Source organism: Loktanella sp. F6476L (assembly GCF_023015725.1).
In the GTDB taxonomy this organism is placed as follows: Bacteria; Pseudomonadota; Alphaproteobacteria; order Rhodobacterales; family Rhodobacteraceae; genus Yoonia.
Window position 1 is genome coordinate 312,945 of record NZ_JALKAR010000003.1, and the last position, 19,891, is coordinate 332,835.

Annotated in this window: 19 protein-coding genes; 15 read left to right on the forward strand and 4 right to left on the reverse strand. The window is 55.5% G+C overall.

All coding sequences use genetic code 11. The features are described from left to right. The first annotated feature begins 90 nt into the window (after window positions 1–90). Both MWU61_RS09300 and MWU61_RS09305 read left to right on the forward strand, forming a co-directional pair. The gene (locus MWU61_RS09300; protein WP_247128061.1) at window positions 91–681 is read left to right on the forward strand and encodes an HD family hydrolase; all 591 of its coding nucleotides are present in this window, start codon (window positions 91–93) and stop codon (window positions 679–681) included. Then, window positions 678–1,148 (forward strand): GNAT family N-acetyltransferase, encoded by a 471-nt coding sequence (locus MWU61_RS09305; RefSeq protein ID WP_247128063.1) that lies wholly within the window; start codon window positions 678–680, stop codon window positions 1,146–1,148. Before MWU61_RS09300 ends, MWU61_RS09305 begins: the two co-directional genes overlap by 4 nt. 7 nt (window positions 1,149–1,155) lie before the next feature. Here MWU61_RS09305 and MWU61_RS09310 read toward each other — a convergent pair whose 3' ends face one another. After that, a complete protein-coding gene (locus MWU61_RS09310) occupies window positions 1,156–1,323 on the reverse strand; it encodes a hypothetical protein (protein ID WP_247128064.1) in 168 nt (55 codons plus the stop codon). Between the two features lie 96 nt (window positions 1,324–1,419). On the opposite strand from MWU61_RS09310, the gene MWU61_RS09315 reads away from it, so the two are divergent. Both MWU61_RS09315 and MWU61_RS09320 read left to right on the forward strand, forming a co-directional pair. Further along, window positions 1,420–2,292, forward strand: coding sequence for a LysR substrate-binding domain-containing protein (locus MWU61_RS09315; protein ID WP_247128065.1), 873 nt, complete (start codon window positions 1,420–1,422; stop codon window positions 2,290–2,292). Between the two features lie 99 nt (window positions 2,293–2,391). Then, complete coding sequence (locus MWU61_RS09320) at window positions 2,392–2,928, forward strand: ricin-type beta-trefoil lectin domain protein (RefSeq protein ID WP_247128067.1); 537 nt, start codon at window positions 2,392–2,394, stop codon at window positions 2,926–2,928. Between the two features lie 19 nt (window positions 2,929–2,947). Here MWU61_RS09320 and MWU61_RS09325 read toward each other — a convergent pair whose 3' ends face one another. Both MWU61_RS09325 and MWU61_RS09330 read right to left on the reverse strand, forming a co-directional pair. After that, the gene (locus tag MWU61_RS09325) at window positions 2,948–3,505 is read right to left on the reverse strand and encodes an ActR/PrrA/RegA family redox response regulator transcription factor (RefSeq protein ID WP_247128068.1); all 558 of its coding nucleotides are present in this window, start codon (window positions 3,503–3,505) and stop codon (window positions 2,948–2,950) included. 67 nt (window positions 3,506–3,572) lie between these two features. After that, complete coding sequence (locus MWU61_RS09330; protein ID WP_247128069.1) at window positions 3,573–4,181, reverse strand: SCO family protein; 609 nt, start codon at window positions 4,179–4,181, stop codon at window positions 3,573–3,575. Between the two features lie 84 nt (window positions 4,182–4,265). Between MWU61_RS09330 and MWU61_RS09335 the strand changes: the two genes are divergently transcribed. From MWU61_RS09335 to hslV, 9 genes are all read left to right on the forward strand, one after another. Next, window positions 4,266–5,651 carry a sensor histidine kinase RegB gene (locus MWU61_RS09335; protein ID WP_247128071.1) on the forward strand — a complete coding sequence of 462 codons (1,386 nt, stop codon included), beginning with the start codon at window positions 4,266–4,268 and terminating at the stop codon, window positions 5,649–5,651. Window positions 5,652–5,744: 93 nt separating this feature from the next. Then, the gene (locus tag MWU61_RS09340; protein ID WP_247128073.1) at window positions 5,745–7,346 is read left to right on the forward strand and encodes a PAS-domain containing protein; all 1,602 of its coding nucleotides are present in this window, start codon (window positions 5,745–5,747) and stop codon (window positions 7,344–7,346) included. Window positions 7,347–7,386: 40 nt separating this feature from the next. After that, entirely contained in the window at window positions 7,387–7,845 is a 459-nt protein-coding gene (gene tsaE, locus MWU61_RS09345; protein WP_247128074.1) for a tRNA (adenosine(37)-N6)-threonylcarbamoyltransferase complex ATPase subunit type 1 TsaE, read from the forward strand. Continuing rightward, on the forward strand, window positions 7,838–8,809 hold the full coding sequence (locus tag MWU61_RS09350) for a phosphotransferase (protein WP_247128075.1): 972 nt from the start codon (window positions 7,838–7,840) through the stop codon (window positions 8,807–8,809). Before tsaE ends, MWU61_RS09350 begins: the two co-directional genes overlap by 8 nt. Then, window positions 8,806–9,486 (forward strand): nucleotidyltransferase family protein, encoded by a 681-nt coding sequence (locus MWU61_RS09355; protein ID WP_247128077.1) that lies wholly within the window; start codon window positions 8,806–8,808, stop codon window positions 9,484–9,486. The genes MWU61_RS09350 and MWU61_RS09355 overlap by 4 nt, the downstream gene beginning before the upstream one ends. After that, window positions 9,479–12,424: a double-strand break repair protein AddB gene (gene addB, locus MWU61_RS09360; protein ID WP_247128078.1), complete on the forward strand. Its 2,946-nt coding sequence runs from the start codon at window positions 9,479–9,481 to the stop codon at window positions 12,422–12,424. The genes MWU61_RS09355 and addB overlap by 8 nt, the downstream gene beginning before the upstream one ends. Further along, entirely contained in the window at window positions 12,421–15,792 is a 3,372-nt protein-coding gene (addA, locus tag MWU61_RS09365) for a double-strand break repair helicase AddA (protein WP_247128080.1), read from the forward strand. Before addB ends, addA begins: the two co-directional genes overlap by 4 nt. Before the next feature lie 68 nt (window positions 15,793–15,860). Beyond that, window positions 15,861–16,181: a thioredoxin gene (gene trxA / locus MWU61_RS09370; RefSeq protein WP_247128081.1), complete on the forward strand. Its 321-nt coding sequence runs from the start codon at window positions 15,861–15,863 to the stop codon at window positions 16,179–16,181. Window positions 16,182–16,300: 119 nt separating this feature from the next. Then, entirely contained in the window at window positions 16,301–16,867 is a 567-nt protein-coding gene (hslV, locus tag MWU61_RS09375) for an ATP-dependent protease subunit HslV (RefSeq protein ID WP_247128083.1), read from the forward strand. 57 nt (window positions 16,868–16,924) lie between these two features. On the opposite strand, the gene MWU61_RS09380 is transcribed toward hslV, so the two are convergent. Continuing rightward, window positions 16,925–17,302, reverse strand: coding sequence for a DM13 domain-containing protein (locus MWU61_RS09380; RefSeq protein ID WP_247128084.1), 378 nt, complete (start codon window positions 17,300–17,302; stop codon window positions 16,925–16,927). Window positions 17,303–17,444: 142 nt separating this feature from the next. Between MWU61_RS09380 and MWU61_RS09385 the strand changes: the two genes are divergently transcribed. Together MWU61_RS09385 and hslU are read left to right on the forward strand one after the other, a co-directional pair. Then, window positions 17,445–18,500: a hypothetical protein gene (locus tag MWU61_RS09385; protein ID WP_247128085.1), complete on the forward strand. Its 1,056-nt coding sequence runs from the start codon at window positions 17,445–17,447 to the stop codon at window positions 18,498–18,500. A 9-nt stretch (window positions 18,501–18,509) separates the two neighbouring features. Continuing rightward, a complete protein-coding gene (gene hslU / locus MWU61_RS09390) occupies window positions 18,510–19,817 on the forward strand; it encodes an ATP-dependent protease ATPase subunit HslU (RefSeq protein WP_247128086.1) in 1,308 nt (435 codons plus the stop codon). Window positions 19,818–19,891: the final 74 nt, after the last annotated feature.

Below are 19,891 nucleotides of genomic sequence, written 5' to 3' on the forward strand. Positions count from 1 at the left end.
TGAATTTGGGTCGCCATAACATTCCCAGCCGTTCTCGACAATGCGACGCACTGGTGCAAAAAAGAACGCGGAGCTTAGGAAAGATAAAACATGAAACAACCACGCGCGTGGCAACGGATGCTATCAGGCCGCAGGTTAGATCTGCTTGATCCGACGCCCGTTGATATCGAAGTCGAAGATATTGCGCACGGCCTTGCCTTTGTAGCGCGTTGGAACGGCCAAACGGCGGGCGATCACGCCTATTCAGTCGCTGAACATTCGCTCTTGGTCACGGACCTGTTCTGCCGCATGCAACCCAAAGCCCCAGCAAAATGGCAATTGGCCGCGTTACTGCATGACGCGCCTGAATATGTGATTGGCGACATGATCAGCCCCGTGAAAAACGCGGTCGGTCCGGGATATGAGGCGCTGGATGAACGGTTGGCCGCAGCCATTCACATCCGGTTCGGCTTGCCCGCGAAAATCCCCGCAACCATTAAGAAACAGATCAAAAAAGCGGACAAGGTCAGTGCATGGATGGAAGCGACGCAGATTGCAGGCTTTACTGTTGCAGAAGCGGACAAGTTTTTCGGTAAAGTAGACCAAACGCTGATTGTCGGGTTAAACATTACATTACGCCCTGCGCCGGATGTACGGGCGGAATTTACGACAAAACACGCACAACTCTTAGGCCAATTATGACCCTGACGGCACGTCCTTCCCAAGAACCCGATCTACCTGCTCTCGCCGCGCTGTTTAACCACACGGTCAGACAGGGCGGCACAACAGCACACGAAGAAGAATGGGACGTGCCAACCTTCAAAACTTACTATTTTGATGACCCCGTTATGGTCCACACTGTTCTGAAAGATGACCAACCCGTCGGTTTTCAAGCGGTTTTTGCACTGCCAGACAACGGCTTATCTATCGGCAGCTTTACGGATCAACAAAACCCTGTAGGGGGTGCAGGGTCTGTTATGTTTGAAGCGACCAAAGCCGCCGCCATCGCCGCCGGTTACACGTTTATCAACGCCAAGATCAGGGCGGATAACGTCCCCGGTTTGGCGTACTATACAAAGATGGGCTTTACGGATCACGCAATCGACAAAGACGTGCCGCTGGCAGACGGCACGCCGATGGATCGGATTACAAAGCGACTAATGCTTTAAACCTCAACTATCGCCAAAGCCCGATGTCTTTCGCCATGCGAATCCGGTGTTCATCCGCTTTGCGCTGCTGGCGGTGATATGTGTCTTGGTGCAAGTTGTGCTTCCAATGATCAGGCGCGCGCCAGTCATCAATCATAGTTGCAGTCTTGATCGTACGGTTGAAGATACCAAACATTTTGCGTTCCTTTCGTGTTTTCCTGCATTTTTGATAAAACACTTGCGTCCAGACGCCGAGTCAGGAAGAATTTCGATATGTTAGCTGAACTATCATATGAACTGGCGTGACATCCCATCGCTTGCAGCCCTAAAGGGTTTCGAAGCTGCCGCGCGTGCGGGATCATTCAGCGCGGCTGCGCGTGAACTGAACGTCACCCATGCCGCAATCGCACAGCACGTCAGATCCGTTGAAGCACACTTGGGCATGTCCCTCCTTAACCGCGAAGGCCGCAAAATGGTCCTGACCGATGCGGGTGCGCAGCTTGCCAATGATCTGGGCACAGGGTTCAGCACAATCATTGATGGGGTGGCCCGCATCGTTGAAGACGTGAATACACGCCCTTTAACCGTCACTGTGACCCCGAACTTTGCGGAATACTGGTTGATGCCGCGGCTCTGTGGTTTCTGGAGCCAGCATCCCGAGATCACAGTCACTGTCCACGCAAGCAATGACCTGATTGATCTGCGCCGCGACGGATACGACATGGCCATTCGCTATGGCGAAGGCGACTATCCAGGTTTGCAATCGCAGTTCTTGGTGGCGGGCGACTACGTCGTCGTCGCCACACCTGACCTGTTGGGGAACCGCAGGGTAAATACGTTAGCCGATCTGCAGGATTTGACTTGGCTGTTTAGCCCCACCCTGCCCGTCTTTAAGCGCTGGGCGTCTGAAAACGGGTTGGACGTGGATGTCTGCACGATCCGCGAGCTTAGTTCCATGAGCATGATCACATCGGCCGTACGCGCAGGTGGCGGGATTTCGGTGGTGATCCGCGCAATGGTCGAAGACGACATCGTATCGGGTCGGTTGATCGTAGTGCAAGAAGCCGCAGCGGTGCGAAACCTTGGTTACTACGTTGTCAGCCAAGACGGCGCCGAAACCACTAAGGTCAAAACTTTCCGCAAATGGTTGCTGTCGCAAAAGTAGCTCTGCGGCTTACGTCCATTTCTTTTGCATTCCGAACGACGGAAACCTGTGACGTCTGCGTTTAACCATCAACGCATTTTTAGAGGATTACGAAAAGCCATGTTACACCGCACTGCCATTGCCGCCGTCTCTGCTGCCATTCTGACAACGACACCTGCTTTCGCTGATAGCGTTGAAATCTATCTGGTCGATATGCTGGACAACACGCAAAACGGCTATTGTGTCGATATCGCACGCGCGCAGGGAACAGCCGCAAATCCAGACGACGGCTTGCAAGGCCATACATGCTACAGCCCATCCGGCGAACTTATGGTTGACCAAATCTTTGATACTGAAAAGTTCGCGGATAACGTGCTGTATATGCCTGAATTCGACGTTTGTGCTGAAATTGCGTCGGACGAAGCGGGTACAACCATTGATCTGGCGACCTGTGATGGCAGCGATGCCCAAGCATTCAACTTCTCTGGTGAAGGTACAATTACACCGGTTTCCAATGACACGATGTGTTTCACTGTCGCCGAAGACACCCGCACAGGGCGCAGCGATGCCAATCAGATCAAAGTGCTGTCACTGGAAACGTGCACAGATGACAACGCGGCCAATCAAACATGGAACGTACGCACCGCATCTGAATAATGCCGCCTAGCAAAGCCCGTTAACGCGGGCTTCGCTTTGCCAAAATGCGCTGCAATGTCCGGCGGTGCATGTTCAATCGACGTGCAGTTTCAGACACATTGCGGTCGCATAGCTCGTACACCCGCTGAATATGCTCCCAACGGACGCGATCCGCGCTCATCGGGTTTTCAGGGGGTGGTGGTAAATCATCACCGTTGGCAAGCAAGGCGTTCGTGACATCAGTCGCATCCGCAGGCTTTGACAAATAATCGGTTGCGCCGATCTTCACCGCAGCAACCGCTGTCGCAATCGCACCATATCCGGTCAGGACAACAATGCGGGCGTCAGGCCTGCGTTCGCGCAAAACTTCGACGACATCCAAGCCGTTCCCATCGCCAAGACGCAAATCTACGACAGCATATGCAGGTGGGCGCGCTGTCGCGATGGCCTTTCCTGCTGCAATTGAATCGGCCGTTTCAACGGCGAAACCGCGCTTTTCCATCGCCTTTGCGAGGCGTTTCAGAAAAGCTTCATCATCATCAACTAATAGAAGTGACGGGTCTTCGCCGATGGGCAGTGCATTATTTTCCGCAGTCATCACCGTTTCCTTTGTTCGAAACAGGACTTAGACCAACGGAACGCCGGGTCAAATGCGACCTTTTCCCCTAAGTGGCGTTCACGAAGCAGCTCACCGTCTCTGCAACTTCCTCTGCAGTATTGGTGTTTCGGAAGAATTCCACAAACCCTATTTCAGGCAACGTCAAATAGGTCAGGGTTGTGTGTTGCATCAGGTAGTAGTCAGGATCACCGCTGGAATCCTTTTGATAAAAGGTGCGGTAGGCCTTTGAAGCCGCATCGACCTGCTCTGCGCTACCAGTCAAACCAATGGCTTTGTCGTGAAAATTATAGGCGTAATCGCCCACGATTTCAGGCGTGTCGCGTTCTGGGTCAATCGAAATGAAGACTGGCGTGGCTTCAATCCCCTGTTCGGCTAAAAGATCAACGGCTTGGGAATTGCGCGCCATATCGACCGGACAGAAATCTGGGCAAAAGGTGAACCCGAAATAGATCAGCGTCGGTTCCGTGATAATGTCTTTGTCCGTGACCAGTTCGCCGTTTTTATCCAACAGTTCGAACGATCCGCCAATATCCCCACCCGCAACAGCGGTCGCACCGCATTCTTCGATGCCGCCGCCAAGTTGTGTCACGGCAATCGTTCCGCCAATCCCTAGACCGACAACTGTCGCCGCCGCTATCGCAAGTTTCTTTGACATAGTCTGTCCCTTTTTGGTCGCATGGCCCGTGTATAACGTATCCTGTATGTAGGGGTACATAACAGACAGGTAAACGGCGATCACATGGACGTTTCTGACTACCACATCGGCGAAGACCGCGAACGCAGCAATTGGGTCAGGCTACGCACGCTTTTGCGCGTTCGATGGTTTGCGATTGCGGGACAATCTGCCGCAATCCTTGTGGCGGTCCAGCTCTATGGATTGCAGATGCAAACGGGTTACGCGACCGCAGTGATTGGTTTGGCGATCATCGCGAACCTGTATTTCACGTCCGTCTATCCCGAGAACAAGCGCCTTTCGGAACGTGAAGCGTTCTTCATGCTGATCATCGACATCTTTCAGCTGACACTTTTGCTGTATGTGACCGGTGGCTTGGTGAACCCCTTTGCGGTCCTGATCTTGGCGCCCGTCACTATCGCCGCAACCGTTCTGCAGTTGCGCAGTACTTTGGTGCTGGGGATGGTCGCGATCACGTTAATTTCACTGATCTCGCAGTTCTCGCAACCCATTGCGACGGCGGATGGGATCGTTTTGACCTTACCCCCCTTAATCCAGTTCGGATTTTGGACCGCCTTGGTCATCGGGATCACGTTCCTTGCGGTCTACGCCCGCCAAGTCACGATGGAAATGCACACGATGGCAGAGGCGCTTTTGGCGACCCAACTGGCATTGGCACGCGAACAAAAGCTGACCGATCTAGGTGGGGTCGTGGCCGCAGCGGCGCACGAATTGGGCACGCCATTATCAACGATCAAGCTGATCAGCAGCGAATTGATGGAAGATCTATCCGAAAATACGGATCACTACGACGATGTCGTTTTGATTGGGGAACAAGCCGATCGGTGCCGTGATATTCTGCGATCCATGGGCAGGGCCGGCAAAGACGATCTTCACGTCCGGCATGCGCCTTTGGAAACCGTGGTCCGTGAAGCCGCTGAACCCCACATGAATCGCGGGAAAACGGTCATGTTGCGTGTTGGTCCGATGGATGACGATTCACTGGCGCAACCGTCCATTCCGCGCCGCCCTGAAATCGTGCACGGTCTGCGTAACCTAATCCAGAACGCAGTCGATTTTGCAGAAACAAGCGTCCAGATCGAAGTTGCATGGGGCGAAGACCTGATCAAAGTGCGGATCATGGATGACGGCGCTGGGTTTCCAGCGTCGGTTATCGGCCGCATCGGCGATCCCTTTGTTCGGCGTAGGCGCCAAACCAACGACCGTCCCGGGTACGAAGGTATGGGGCTCGGTATGTTCATCGCAAAGACGTTGCTGGAACGGTCTGGCGCGACGCTAACCTTCGCCAACAGCCGCATCAAAGGGCAAGCTGGTTGGGCGGGACAACCGCTTGGTGGTGCGATCGTATCTGTCCGCTGGCCCCGCAACATTGAATTCATCGCGACCCCTGATACCGATGAACCGCTCGGCGAAAACCAACAATTTTCATAACGATCGACACGAATTTTCTGAGTCTCACTAAACGTTTACGCAACATTAACCTTACAAAGCGACTCTCAGCCTGGGCAAAATTAGGTTGGGCAAATGGAATCACTAGGGCTTTTGGAGGTAGCGTTGATCGCTACCGTATCGTTGGGTGGAACTGCAGTTGTCGCATTTGGGTTTTGGTTCTACTGCACGCTCGGTTTGAACCATCGCTACGCGGGATTAGACAACATCGTTCCTACATTTCTGTTTGATGGGAACGAATTGCGCGACGCAACACCCGACGCACAGATGTTGATTAAGGACGTCCCGCCGCACATGAACGAACGGGAATCCATGTTGCATATCTTAGGCGCACGCTTTCCGACATTGAACACAGTCATGGACCGTATCGGTCGAAATGAAGTGCAAACACTAACGGCAACGGACGATTCAGCCATTTCTCTTGAGGTCACTGAAATCGACGGGTTGATCCAAATAAAACTGATCGGGACATGCACCCAAGACAGTTTGACGATCAGCGCAATCGCCGCGCAGGATGCGATGCTTGATGAACTGACCATGCTTCGGAACATCGCGGACAAATCCCCGCACATGGTCTGGCAGCAAGACAGCGACGGGCAGCTAAATTGGGCCAATCAGGCATATCTCGACCTGTGCGACCTCATATCTGACGATCAGAATAAGTCCGTTAAATCGTGGCCAAGCGAACCTGCTTTCCCCGATTTGCATCACGATATGACCGACGACGATCACGTGTCGCGGCGTAAATCGATCGATATTCCGGCCAAAAATGGCGAAGCGTGGTTCGATATCACAACCTTCAAAAACGGAAACGACGCGCTACATTTCGCGAGCAATGCGAATAGGGCAGTCCTTGCGGAACAGGAGAAACGCAAAGCCGTTCAAATGTTTGGCCGTATATTCGCGCAACTTTCGACCGGACTTGCAACTTTTGACGCGAACCATCGCCTGACGATGTTTAATCCGGCGCTCATCGAAATGACAAATCTGGCGCCAGAATTCCTAAGCAGCAAACCATCGATGCAAATGTTTTTGGACAGCCTGAGAGAAGCCCGGCTGCTGCCGGAACCCAAAGATTACGTCAAATGGAGAGAACAATTCCCGCTGAACGATTCATCCACGAAACGCACAGCCTATTGCGAAAACTGGGAAATTGCCGACGGGCAAACCTTTAAGGTGACGGGCCAACCGGCACGAGATGGATCTTACGCCTTCTTCTTCGAAGACATCACTGCTGAAATTTCAATGACCCGCCGTTTTCGGTCAGACCTCGAAACCGGACAAGGCGTTATGGACGCTTTACCCGATGCGATCGCTGTATTTTCTGCAAACGGCACATTGGTGACAAGGAACAAGGCCTACGTCGACCTTTGGGATGTCGATCATGACACAACTGTGCGCGTGCACGATCTACGGGCAGAAATGCTGATGTGGCAAAGCCATTGCGCCGCCGCACCGATTTGGGGCGAATTGCGCGAATTCATTGGCAAAAGCGGGCATCGCAAACTGTGGACCGATCGCGCGATTTTGGACGATGGGCGACAGTTTACCTGTAAGGCGCAACCAATTGCTGGCGGTAAGACGATGATTTCATTCTCCGTCCTGTCGCGGATGAGCCCACGAGTTCAGCAAAAATTGGCTATGCCTGACCCAGCGATCTACGGGCTGAAAGGCTGAATTCGCTTGCAGGTACAGCGTCAGGTCATAATCATGGGATATGACCACGACCACGCTATTTTTCCCGCTTGAATCCGATACGCAGCGCTTTGCCGCGCAAATGTCGGCTATCTTGGCCCCCGGTGATACGATCCTGCTGTCAGGTGACATCGGGGCCGGAAAGTCGGCATTTTCAAGGGCGGTCATTCGGACCATGGTTGGTGCAGAAATCGACGTTCCATCGCCGACCTTCACCCTTGTGCAGACATACGAAACGGAGACCGCAGAGATTTGGCACTGCGATCTCTATCGGCTCACGCATCCGGACGAAGCGTTCGAACTCGGGCTTGATGAGGCGTTTGAAACTGCAATATGTTTGATCGAATGGCCGGATAGATTGGGCGACGATGCCCCGTCAAATGCCCTAACCCTGCATTTCCAAGCCTTGGAAAATGGTCATTCAGTCACCTATTCGCCAAACCCAGCATGGGCCAAACGGTTGGACCATCTCAATGACTGATCGGGCATCGTTGATCGGCGATTTCCTGAAAGGGTCGCAGTGGGAAACTTGGACGCAGCACACGCTTGCGGGTGATGCATCATCGCGGCGTTATCTGCGCCTGACCAACGAAAACCAGTCTGTCATTCTCATGGACGCGGACCCGCAAACAGGGCAAAGCACTGCGAAATTTGTGAAAATCGGTGACTGGTTGACGGATCAACATCTGTGCCCCCCACGTAACCTGCTGCATGATCCGAACAATGGTCTACTTCTGCTCGAAGACCTCGGGCCCACCGATTTCGCGATCCAGCTGACCCACGCACCCGATCAAGCAACCCAGCTTTATACAGCTGCGACCGACATTCTGGTGACACTTGACCGCGCGACGCCACCACCGGACCTTGTCCGCATGACGCCGGAAGTTGGTGGCGAAATGCTGGAAATCACCGCCGAATGGTACGGTGACCCCCTGCAAACCCAGATCGCTGACGAAATGTCAGACCACATGGCGCGGCTCTGTCCAATGGCTGATAAGATCGCGCTGCGGGACTACCACGCCGAAAATCTGATTTGGCGCGCCGATAAAGAGGGCAGCGACAGAGTTGGCCTGCTTGACTATCAAGACGCATTTATCGCGCCGCGCGGCTACGATCTTGTTTCGTTGCTCCGTGATGTCCGGCGCGTCGTTGATCCCGATCTGGCCCGCGCCATGACGGATCATTTCATCGTCAAAACCGACGCTGATCCCAATGCGATGCAAGCCGCACTTGCCTGTCTGGCTGTCCAACGGAACCTACGCATTTTGGGTGTTTTCGCGCGTCTTGCCCGTCGCGACGGAAAAACACGATACATGGCTATGATCCCGCATGTGTGGCAAATGATCCAAACCGATCTTACCCACCCTGCCCTGCAAGAATTGCAAAAATGCGTTGAACAGACACTACCTGCGCCGGAAAATGCGGCAATAAAGGACCTGCTATGACCTCCATCATGTTATTCGCAGCGGGCCTTGGCACGCGCATGGGTCCACTGACCGCCGACAAACCAAAACCGATGGTAGAAGTCGCAGGACGCCCGTTAATTGATTACGCGCTTGATCTGACCAAAAGCCAACCGCTGACCCCACCTGTCGTGAACCTGCACTACAAAGCAGACATCCTGCGTGGCCATTTAGATGATCGATCTGTCGTATTTTCCGACGAAACCGATTTGCTGCGCGATACCGGTGGTGGGCTGCGTCACGCGCTTCCTCTGCTGGGCCCCGATCCTGTTGTCACGCTGAATACGGACGCCATATGGAACGGGCCAAATCCGATTGCGCAACTGCTGAATGCATGGCGCGACGACATGGAGGGACTGCTTATGCTGATCCCGACCGCGCAAGTTCTGGGTCATAAAGGCAAGGGCGACTTCGTAATCGACAACACAGGACGCCTGACCCGCCAACCCGGTCACATTTACAGCGGCCTGCAGATGATCCGCACCGATGGGTTGGCCGAGATTTCAGACGACGTATTTTCCCTTAACCGCCTGTGGGACAACGCAATTGCACGCGGCACTTTGCACGGGATCACATATGCGGGGCGTTGGTGCGACGTGGGTCAACCTGACAGCATCCCGATCGCAGAAACACTGATCGGTAAGAACGCAGATGTTTGAACCAAGCACAAAACCACGTATTTTCGGCCTGCCACCGGGATCAGATTTCGCGACCGCACTAGTGGCCGGATTGCTGGACTACGCAGGCGACATGCCTCCGCAGGACTTCGCGAAAATCCAGATTTTTGTAAACACATCGCGCATGCAACGCCGCATCAGAGACGTGTTCGACGCCGGCCCCGCACGAATACTGCCGCGTATCCGATTGATCACCGATTTAGCCAAAGACCCCATCGCCACGGATGTAACGGCACCTGTGTCACCATTGCGCAGACGGTTGGAATTGGCCAAGTTCGTGTCTGCTTTACTAGACAAGGAACCCGAACTGGCCCCGCGCGCAGCACTTTACGATCTATCCGACAGCCTCGCAAAATTGATGGATGAAATGCAAGGCGAAGGGGTTACGCCTGACAACATCAGCGGCCTCGACATCACCGATCAATCCGGGCATTGGGACCGCGCGTTAAAGTTTCTGAACATCATCGCGCCCTACTTTGCGACCGACGGCGCAGAACCCGATATCGAAGCCCGCCAACGCCAAGTCATTGAAACACTGATCGCGACATGGGCCGATACACCGCCCGCCAATCCGATCATCGTCGCAGGGTCAACCGGATCGCGCGGGGCAACGGGATTGTTCATGCGCGCAGTTGCGAACCTACCAAACGGCGCAATCGTCTTGCCCGGTTTCGATTTCGACATGCCAACGCACGTCTGGAATGCGCTTGATGGCGACAAAGGCGTCGCAGAAGATCACCCGCAATTCAGGTTTCGCAAACTGATGTCTGCGATGGATCTGCAGCCCAACGATATCCAGCAATGGGGCAACCGCCCTGCCCCGAACCCTGCGCGTAACGCATTGGTTTCGCTGTCATTACGCCCAGCCCCCGTAACAGACCAATGGCTCGCGGACGGCCCCGATCTTGGTGATCTCACCGCCGCGAGCAAAGGATTAACGCTGGTCGAAGCCCCATCCCCACGGGCAGAGGCCGAAACGATTGCCCTGCGCCTACGCCAAGCAGCAGAAGACGGTGTCACCGCCGCCCTGATCACGCCAGACCGAAACTTGACGCGCCAAGTCGCCGCTGCCCTTGATCTATGGAACATCGTGCCCGACGACAGTGCGGGTATGCCGCTTGCCCTATCCCCACCCGGTCGGTTCCTGCGACATGTCACTGACGCATTGAACCGCCCTTTTACCAGTGAAGCGTTGCTGACGTTGCTCAAACATCCGTTGTGTCATTCCACCGAGAACGACCGTGGTCCGCATTTGTTATCCACGCGAGAATTAGAGCTGTTTATCCGCCGCAACGCTGTCCCTTTCCCAGACGAACAGACGCTAATCGACGCTTCAAATCACAAGGGATTTCGTGTCGATCCGGAGTGGTCCGCATGGGTGCAAACGATCCTGCAATCCGTTTCATCATCGCGAAAACAGTCTCTAACAAGTCATATTGGACGCATTATTGATCTATCAGAGGCGCTTGCGCGTGGTCAAAGCGATGAAGGGTCCGGTGGTCTTTGGGATGAAGCAGCCGGTCGCGAAGCCCGCAAGGTTTGCGATACGATCCTGCGCGACGCTGACGCCAGTGGCGACATGTCCGCCACCGAATTCACGGGCCTGTTCGGTGCGCTTTTGGCGGCAGGCACCGTGCGCGACCGCGATGCGGGCCATCCGAACATCCTAATCTGGGGGACGTTAGAGGCGCGTGTGCAAAGCGCCGATCTCGTCATACTTGGCGGCATGAACGAAGGTGTCTGGCCAGAAGCACCCACACCCGATCCATGGCTTAACCGCAAAATGCGGGCACAAGCGGGGCTATTGCTACCCGAACGGCGCATCGGATTATCCGCGCACGATTACCAGCAGGCCGTCGCAGGGGCCGAGGTCTGGATCACACGCGCCAAACGCAACGCCGATGCGGAAACCGTTCCGTCGCGCTGGGTGAACCGTCTGACCAACCTGCTCAGCGGTTTGCCGGATCAAAACGGTCCTGCCGCGTTGAAAGCGATGCAATCCGAAGGCAACCGTTGGATCGCGATGGCTGCACAGTTAAGCGTGCCGGACGCGCCGACCAAACCTGCGCACCGTCCATCCCCGAAACCGCCGGTCAGCGAACGTCCCGACACAATCTCGGTCACGCAGATCAAGACCCTAATCAGGGACCCCTACGCCATTTACGCATCGAAGGTGCTGCGCCTGCGTGATCTCGACCCGCTTGTCCCGACGGCCGATGCACCGCTGCGCGGCGTCATCATCCATGCGATCCTTGATGAATTCATCGGTAGCAAACCTGACGCGAAAAACCCTGCCGCATTCACGCAACTGATGGAAACCGCGGCACGCCATTTCACTGCAAACTGCCCATGGCCCACCATCCGGGCGCAATGGATGGCACGCATGGAAAAGCTCGCGCCGGTTTTCCTCGCGGCAGAAGCAATGCGGCAAGCCAAAGGCAGTCTCGCAGTCTCCGAAGGGTGGGGCGAAATGCACATGCCGTCCGTCGGCATCTGCATCACCTGTAAAGCGGACCGGATCGACCTGACGCCGGAAAACACCGCCCTAATCTACGATTACAAAACGGGAACGGTGCCCACCAAGGACGTGCAGGAAAAGTTCGACAAACAGCTTCTGGCAGAGGCCGTGATGGTATCACGCGGCGCGTTCAAGGACCTTGGCGAAAAACGCGTAGACGAAGCGGTTTTTCTCGGCGTGAATGCAGCCATGCGCGACGTGCCGGCACCTTTGGATGAAAACCCGATTGAAGCGGTTTACGCTGGGTTAGAGACGCTATTTGGCAAATGGAACACGCAAACCACGGGCTACAGCGCCCGTATGGCAATGTTCAGCAAAGACGACTTCAGCCCCTACGATCACTTGTCGCGCTTCGGCGAATGGACGATGGCGGATCTGCCAAAACCGGAGGATTTGTCATGATGCGTGATGATGCGACCCAACGACAGGTCAACGCGGCCGATCCACTAAATTCCACATGGCTGTCTGCCAATGCAGGGTCGGGCAAGACACGGGTGCTGACCGACCGCGTGGCGCGGCTTTTGCTCGAACAGGTCGATCCGCAGAACATTCTCTGCCTGACCTACACCAAAGCCGCCGCTGCCGAGATGCAAAACCGCCTGTTCAAACGGCTTGGCGCATGGGCGATGATGCCAGACGACGCGTTGCGGGCTGATTTGACGACGCTAGGTTTTGACAAGACGATTACGAAAGAAGAACTCAATCGTGCCCGCACTTTGTTTGCGCAGGCGATTGAAACGCCGGGTGGTCTGAAAATTCAAACGATCCACTCATTCTGCGCGGGCGTGCTGCGTCGGTTCCCGCTAGAGGCCGCCGTCAGCCCACAGTTCCGCGAAATGGAAGACAGGCAGGCCGAATTGCTGCGTGCAGAGGTCATGGATGACCTGCTGCTTGGCCCGCACGCCGACACGGTTCACACGATGTTGCGTCATTTCACGGGAGCAGATGTCGCGGCATTGACGGCTGAAATCGCGAGCAAACGCAGCCTATTCACCGCAAATACCAAAGACAGTGATCTGCACGCAGCGCTCGATCTGGCGGAAGGGGTGACAAAGGACGTTCTGCTCGACACCGTATTGGGGCCAGAAGAACGCGACACCTTGAAACGCCTGCAAGCGGTGCTCGCGAAAGGCAGCAGCACAGAGATCAAAGCAGCAAATGCGCTTGCATCAATCGACTTTGCTGCGCCACCAAGATTAGCCGATATAGCTGTATTAGAGTCTGTTTTTCTGTTCGGTCCAACTGCTAAGGCCCCCTTTGGCGCGAAGATCGACAAATTCCCGACTAAGGCCACACGCGAAGCGAACGCAGAACTGATCGACGACGTGAACATCATCATGGAAACCGTCGAACAGGCCCGCAATGACCGTCTGGCTTTGATGGCTTTTGAACGCTCGACCGCGCTGAACCGGTTCGGCGCGGCCTTCGTGCCCGCATACGAAGCCCGTAAAACGGCGATGGGCATGCTAGATTTCGACGACCTGATCCAGAAAACCAAAGCCTTGCTCACCGACCGTCGTGTCGCCCAATGGGTTCTGTTTCGTCTCGACGGCGGTATCGACCACGTGTTGGTGGACGAAGCACAGGACACAAGCCCCGACCAATGGGCCGTGATCAAACAACTGACGCAGGAATTCACTGCAGGCGAGGGCGCTGATCCATCGCGTCGCCGCACCATTTTTGTCGTTGGGGACAAAAAGCAGTCGATCTATTCGTTTCAGGGCGCTGATCCCGCCGCGTTCGACCAAATGCGCGGTCACTTTGAGGAAGGTCTCGCAGCCGTTGACGACCGTTTGCATGGCGAAGCGTTGCTGCATTCTTTCCGTTCGTCGCAGGCGATCCTGCGCGTCGTGGACGAAACATTCACCCGCGACCGCGCCGCTGGACTGGAACCAAACGTGCAGCATCTGGCGTTCAAGCAAAACATGCCGGGGCGCGTTGATCTATGGCCCGTGGTCGAACCATCTGACGAAAAACCCGATATTGACTGGACTAATCCTGTTGATGTGATCAGCCCCGATCATCACGTCGTCCGGCTTGCCGATCAGATCGCATTCGACATCAAACGGATGATCAAAGAAGAGACTATTCCAGTCGAAATCGGCCATTCCGGCACCTATGATCGTCGTCCCGTGACCGAAGGCGACATTCTTATTCTGGTGCAACGGCGATCTGAGCTGTTTTCGGAAATCATCCGCGCCTGCAAAACCGCCAAACTGAAGATCGCGGGCGCAGATCGATTGCGAGTCGGGGCGGAACTGGCCGTCAAAGACCTCGCAGCACTTCTATCCTTCTTGGCTTTGCCAGAGGATGATCTGTCGCTAGCCGCTGCGTTGAAATCCCCGCTGTTTGGCTGGACCGAACAGGATCTTTACACGCTCGCACACCATCGTCCGCAAAAGGGGTACCTTTGGCCCGCCTTGCGTGACAGCGATCAATACGAGACTACCAAAACCGTCTTGCGCGATCTTCGCAAACAGGCCGATTTCTTACGCCCTTACGATCTGATCGAACGCATTCTGACGCGCCACGACGGGCGTCGCAAACTTCTCGCGCGGTTGGGATCCGAAGCCGAAGACGGTATCGACGCGCTGCTGTCCCAAGCACTGGCCTATGAATCCACCGGCGTCCCCAGCCTCACGGGGTTCCTTGCGTGGATGGCGACCGACGACCTAGAGGTCAAACGCCAAATGGACAGCCAAGGCGACCGGATCAGGGTTATGACCGTGCATGGGGCCAAGGGGCTAGAGGCACCGATCGTATTCCTGCCCGAAACGGCGGAACGCAAAAACATCGTGCGCAGTGAATTGATCGAAAAGAACGGTGTCGCGTTATGGAAAACCAAATCCGACAGCACGCCACCCGCAATCGCCGAAAAGCTGGACGCAATCAAAGCCAAGCAGACCGAAGAACGGATGCGGCTGCTTTACGTTGCCATGACGCGAGCGGAAAAGTGGCTGATCGTGGCCGCTGCGGGCGATGTCAAAGACGGTGATGACAGTTGGTACAACATCATTTCGGACGGCATGAAGCAGGCTGGCGATATCGTAGAGAGGGTAGGGTATCACGACATCCGCCGCGTCTCACACCTTGACTGGAACGCAGGCGAACGTCGCGAAAAAACAGTCACTAAAAAGGCAGAAGTTCAGAAGATTACATTCGGCGAAACCCCCGAAGGGACACGATCAAAGACCATCTCACCGTCCGATCTGAAAGGCGCCAAAGTGCTACCCGGCGATCCGCGCGACGCCGATCAAGAAACCGCAAAGGCACGCGGCACCATGATCCACCTCTTGCTGGAACACCTGCCACTTGCTGAACCAGAAAACCGCAATGACCTTGGCCTGAAAATACTAAACGGGCAGGGGGATGACACCTTTGACACCGATCTGATTGACCACGTCATTGGTTTGCTGAACACGCCGGACCTGACGCCAATCTTCACCCCCGATGCACTTGTCGAAGTTGATGTAACCGCCGATCTGCCCGAACTGAACGACGACCGTATTCACGGCGCGATCGACCGGTTGATCGTCACAGCGACCAACGTGCTGGCCATTGATTACAAGTCGAACCACAAGGTGCCGGATCAACCACAGGACGTCCCCGTCGGCCTATTGCGTCAGATGGGGGCCTACCAATCGGCGTTGCACCAAATCTTTCCAAACCACGCGATTGAAACTGCAATCCTTTGGACACACACAGCAAATTTGATGCGGCTGCCTGCGGACCTGACCCGCGATGCAATCCGTACAGTAACTGACGCGTGAACGCCGCTTGACCCTACCCGCGCTGGTTCATAGGTTCTGGCCAAGCACATAAATCTAGGAGAGCCATCATGGCCACAGTAGCCGTCACCGACGCCACATTCGACGCCGAAGTCCGTCAGTCCGATATCCCCGTTGTTGTGGATTTCTGGGCAGAATGGTGCGGTCCTTGCAAACAGATCGGCCCGTCTTTGGAAGAACTGTCCGCTGAAATGGACGGCAAAGTTAAGATCGTCAAAGTTAACGTCGACGAAAACCCGAATTCACCAGCACAGATGGGCGTGCGCGGCATTCCCGCGTTGTTCATGTTTAAAGGCGGCGAAGTCGTCTCTAACAAAACAGGCGCGGCACCAAAGGCTGCGATCCAAGGCTGGATCGAAGAATCCATCTAAACCAATCATTTTGGTTCGAAAGGGCGTCCATTGGGGCGCCCTTTTGCGTTTTGGCAGCCGCTATTGTCAGCAAACCTTCGGATTGCCATATAGACGCTAAGCAACAAAGGACGCGACCCATGGCAAACGACGACTTTCCCGGCTGGCACGGCACCACAATCATCGGCGTGCGCAAAGGTGACGAAGTGGTCATCGCAGGCGACGGTCAGGTCAGCCTTGGCCAGACGGTGATTAAGGGGACAGCGCGTAAAGTGCGACGCCTTTCACCAGGCGGGCACGACGTGATCTGTGGATTTGCAGGATCGACAGCAGATGCGTTTACACTGTTGGAACGTCTGGAAAAGAAACTCGAGGCAACACCAGGCCAACTCGCGCGCGCCTCTGTTGAACTTGCCAAAGACTGGCGCACCGACAAATACCTGCAAAAACTCGAAGCGATGTTGATCGTGTCCGACGGCCGCGAACTACTGGTGATCACAGGGGCAGGGGACGTTCTGGAACCCGAACATGAAGTCACGGCAATCGGGTCCGGCGGCAACTACGCGCTCGCCGCGGGCCGCGCCCTAATGGACAGCGATCTGGACGCCGAAGCAATCGCACGCAAAGCAATGGCCATCGCATCCGACATCTGCGTCTATACCAACGGCAAACTCACCGTTGAAACAATCAAAAAGCCCACGTCGTAAACGCGGGCCCTTTCTTTTGGTCCTAAATACCTCGGGGGTTTGGGGGCTGGCCCCCAATTACTTCGCCGATGCAATCGCCAACCCAACGCTGAACTTCTCACACCAGATCCAGACCTCATTGTAATCATCAGGGTTCACGCTCGGGCGCAATTCCCATGACGACGCACCCTTATACTGGCTCGGCTGCAGGACAAGCGTATGGACCGTTGCGGGATCATAAACACCATCCTTGCCCAGCGCGATGCGGGGATCAGGGGCGCTGTCGAAATTGAAATCATCCAGCAAATGCACGGTATTACCGACAATTTCTGCGGTGCCTGTCACCGTGTGATTGTTGATGCCGCGAAAGGTGAACAACCGGCCATGCCCGCCAGCAAAGGCAGCAGGGGCAGCAGTTGTGGCAAGTGCGGCAGCAAGAAAGGTACGACGGTCCATTGGTATCCTCCAGTAAATGGCCTCTTGCGACAGACCCTAGCGGCGAAAAATCTGTCAGGATACCGCGCATACGCGTTTGTGAACTGTCGCGAAAATCATGTCATCACTTGGCCTTTGGCCCAACAGACCATAGGTATCTGACATGATCGAAACTGATGACATCCGCGCAAGCGTCGCCGCAGGCATTCTGTCGGAAAAGCAGGCCGCGTCTCTGACCGCCCTCGCGCACAGTCGCCGTGGCGCGCGCGAAGGCCTGCATCCGGGCGATGAACCGTTTGAGCTGTTCAAAGGCTTCAACGAAATTTTCATCATCGTGGGCCTACTAATCCTGTCGCTTGGTTGGATCGGCCTGATCACCGCCGTCTTCGACACACAAATTATCGGATTTCGTGATGCAGCACTCTGGTACGGGGTGCCCGGTGCGGCATTCCTTTGGCTGCTGTCGGAATATTTCATCTGGCGCAGGCGCATGGTTGGCCCCGCGATTGCCTTGTCGATCCTGTTTGGTTTGAACGCTGGCGTTACGCTTGTCGCCTACTTCGCCGAACCCTTCATGATCGGCCAACAAGACTACAGCAGTCTGCCTTTCCCACTTGCCATGACCACCGTCGCTGTCGGCCTTTTCTGGCTGCGGTTCCGTGTACCCTTTGCGATGGCGATGATTGCCGTCAGCTTGTTCTTTGTCGCAATGATGATTGCAGCCATTAATCAAGGAACCCCGCAAAACCCCGCTGATCTGTTTCTTCTGTCCGCTGGCGGACCCTTCGCGTGGATCACTCTTGGCCTTGGCATCGCAATCTTCATTGCCGCCATGGCGTTTGATATGTCCGATCCGCACCGCGTCACGCGCCGTGCCGCAAACGGGTTCTGGCTGCATGTTGTCGCCGCCCCCGCGCTTGTGAACACCATCGCCCTGTCGCTGATCAACGACGAAAACATGACCGTTCTACTGGCATTCCTCGCAGTGATCGCTGTCATCGCAATGATCATCGACCGCCGGTCGTTCCTGATCACGGCCATCGGTTATGTCGTGGCCGTCGCAGGCACCGTCTTTGGTGGCGATGGCATCGCGACCACGATCCTTGCCCTTGGGATCATCCTTCTCATCTTAGGTGCATTCTGGGAAAAATTCCGCGCAAGGCTGCTACGCCTTATGCCCGGTTTCATCCCGCTGCACCGTCTTCCTCCTGCTGAATAAGAGACCCTTATGACTGACCTGACCCCCCGCGAAATCGTGTCCGAACTGGACCGCTACATCATCGGCCAAAAGGACGCGAAACGTGCTGTTGCCGTGGCTTTGCGAAACCGCTGGCGGCGCAATCAATTGTCCGACGACCTGCGCGATGAAGTGTATCCGAAAAACATCCTGATGATCGGGCCAACCGGTGTCGGGAAAACCGAAATCTCGCGGCGCTTGGCGAAACTCGCACGCGCACCTTTCATCAAGGTTGAAGCGACCAAGTTCACCGAAGTCGGCTATGTTGGACGTGACGTCGAACAGATCATCCGCGACCTGATTGAGATCGCGATCAACGACACGCGCGACCACATGCGCGAAGACGTGAAAGCCAAGGCGCGTGAAGCGGCAGAAGAACGCGTGATCACCGCCGTCGCGGGCACCGATGCGCGCGATCAGACCCGCGAAATGTTCCGGCGCAAGCTGAAATCTGGCGAACTCGACGCCACAATCATCGAACTTGAACTGGCCGATAATTCGAACCCCATGGGCGGTTTCGAAGTCCCCGGTCAGCCCGGCGGTATGGGTGGCATGATGAACATCGGCGACCTGTTCGGCAAAATGGCAGGCGGACGCACGGTCAAGAAAAAGATGTCCGTTGCGGACAGCTATGACGCCTTGATCGCGGACGAGGCCGACAAACTGCTCGACGATGAAAGCGTGACAAAGGTCGCGCTGGAGGCGGTTGAAAAGAACGGCATCGTGTTCCTTGATGAGATCGACAAGGTCTGCGCAAAATCCGACGCGCGCGGCGCGGACGTGTCCCGCGAAGGTGTGCAGCGCGACCTGCTGCCGTTGATTGAAGGCACAACCGTGTCCACGAAACACGGCCCCATCAAAACCGACCACATCCTGTTTGTGGCGTCCGGCGCATTCCACGTCGCGAAACCGTCTGACCTGTTGCCAGAACTACAAGGTCGCCTGCCGATCCGCGTTGAATTACGCGCGCTGACTGAAGACGACTTCATCCGCATCCTGACCGAAACTGACAACGCGCTGACTCTGCAATACACGGCGCTAATGGCAACCGAAGAGGTCACAGTCACCTTCGCACCTGAAGGCATCGCAGCGCTCGCAAAAATCGCCGCGGAAGTGAACGAAAGCGTTGAAAACATCGGTGCGCGCAGGCTCTACACCGTGATGGAACGGGTGTTCGAAGACCTGTCCTTCAACGCGCCCGACAAAGCAGGCGACGAAATCACCGTCGATGCAGCCTTCGTCGAAGAACACTTGGGCGAACTCAGCCGTTCCACAGACGTCAGCCGTTACGTACTCTAAACCCACATCCCGCACCCCCCTTTCTTTTGATCAAAAATATCTCGGGGGGTGCAGGGGGCTGGCCCCCCGCCTGT

Bases quoted from the DNA above. Each gene is read 5' to 3' on its own strand.
- MWU61_RS09300 (WP_247128061.1), top strand. From the start codon at position 91: ATGAAACAACCACGCGCGTGGCAACGGATGCTATCAGGCCGCAGGTTA.
- MWU61_RS09305 (WP_247128063.1), top strand. From the start codon at position 678: ATGACCCTGACGGCACGTCCTTCCCAAGAACCCGATCTACCTGCTCTC.
- MWU61_RS09310 (WP_247128064.1), bottom strand. From the start codon at position 1,323: ATGTTTGGTATCTTCAACCGTACGATCAAGACTGCAACTATGATTGAT.
- MWU61_RS09315 (WP_247128065.1), top strand. From the start codon at position 1,420: ATGAACTGGCGTGACATCCCATCGCTTGCAGCCCTAAAGGGTTTCGAA.
- MWU61_RS09320 (WP_247128067.1), top strand. From the start codon at position 2,392: ATGTTACACCGCACTGCCATTGCCGCCGTCTCTGCTGCCATTCTGACA.
- MWU61_RS09325 (WP_247128068.1), bottom strand. From the start codon at position 3,505: ATGACTGCGGAAAATAATGCACTGCCCATCGGCGAAGACCCGTCACTT.
- MWU61_RS09330 (WP_247128069.1), bottom strand. From the start codon at position 4,181: ATGTCAAAGAAACTTGCGATAGCGGCGGCGACAGTTGTCGGTCTAGGG.
- MWU61_RS09335 (WP_247128071.1), top strand. From the start codon at position 4,266: ATGGACGTTTCTGACTACCACATCGGCGAAGACCGCGAACGCAGCAAT.
- MWU61_RS09340 (WP_247128073.1), top strand. From the start codon at position 5,745: ATGGAATCACTAGGGCTTTTGGAGGTAGCGTTGATCGCTACCGTATCG.
- tsaE (WP_247128074.1), top strand. From the start codon at position 7,387: ATGACCACGACCACGCTATTTTTCCCGCTTGAATCCGATACGCAGCGC.
- MWU61_RS09350 (WP_247128075.1), top strand. From the start codon at position 7,838: ATGACTGATCGGGCATCGTTGATCGGCGATTTCCTGAAAGGGTCGCAG.
- MWU61_RS09355 (WP_247128077.1), top strand. From the start codon at position 8,806: ATGACCTCCATCATGTTATTCGCAGCGGGCCTTGGCACGCGCATGGGT.
- addB (WP_247128078.1), top strand. From the start codon at position 9,479: ATGTTTGAACCAAGCACAAAACCACGTATTTTCGGCCTGCCACCGGGA.
- addA (WP_247128080.1), top strand. From the start codon at position 12,421: ATGATGCGTGATGATGCGACCCAACGACAGGTCAACGCGGCCGATCCA.
- trxA (WP_247128081.1), top strand. From the start codon at position 15,861: ATGGCCACAGTAGCCGTCACCGACGCCACATTCGACGCCGAAGTCCGT.
- hslV (WP_247128083.1), top strand. From the start codon at position 16,301: ATGGCAAACGACGACTTTCCCGGCTGGCACGGCACCACAATCATCGGC.
- MWU61_RS09380 (WP_247128084.1), bottom strand. From the start codon at position 17,302: ATGGACCGTCGTACCTTTCTTGCTGCCGCACTTGCCACAACTGCTGCC.
- MWU61_RS09385 (WP_247128085.1), top strand. From the start codon at position 17,445: ATGATCGAAACTGATGACATCCGCGCAAGCGTCGCCGCAGGCATTCTG.
- hslU (WP_247128086.1), top strand. From the start codon at position 18,510: ATGACTGACCTGACCCCCCGCGAAATCGTGTCCGAACTGGACCGCTAC.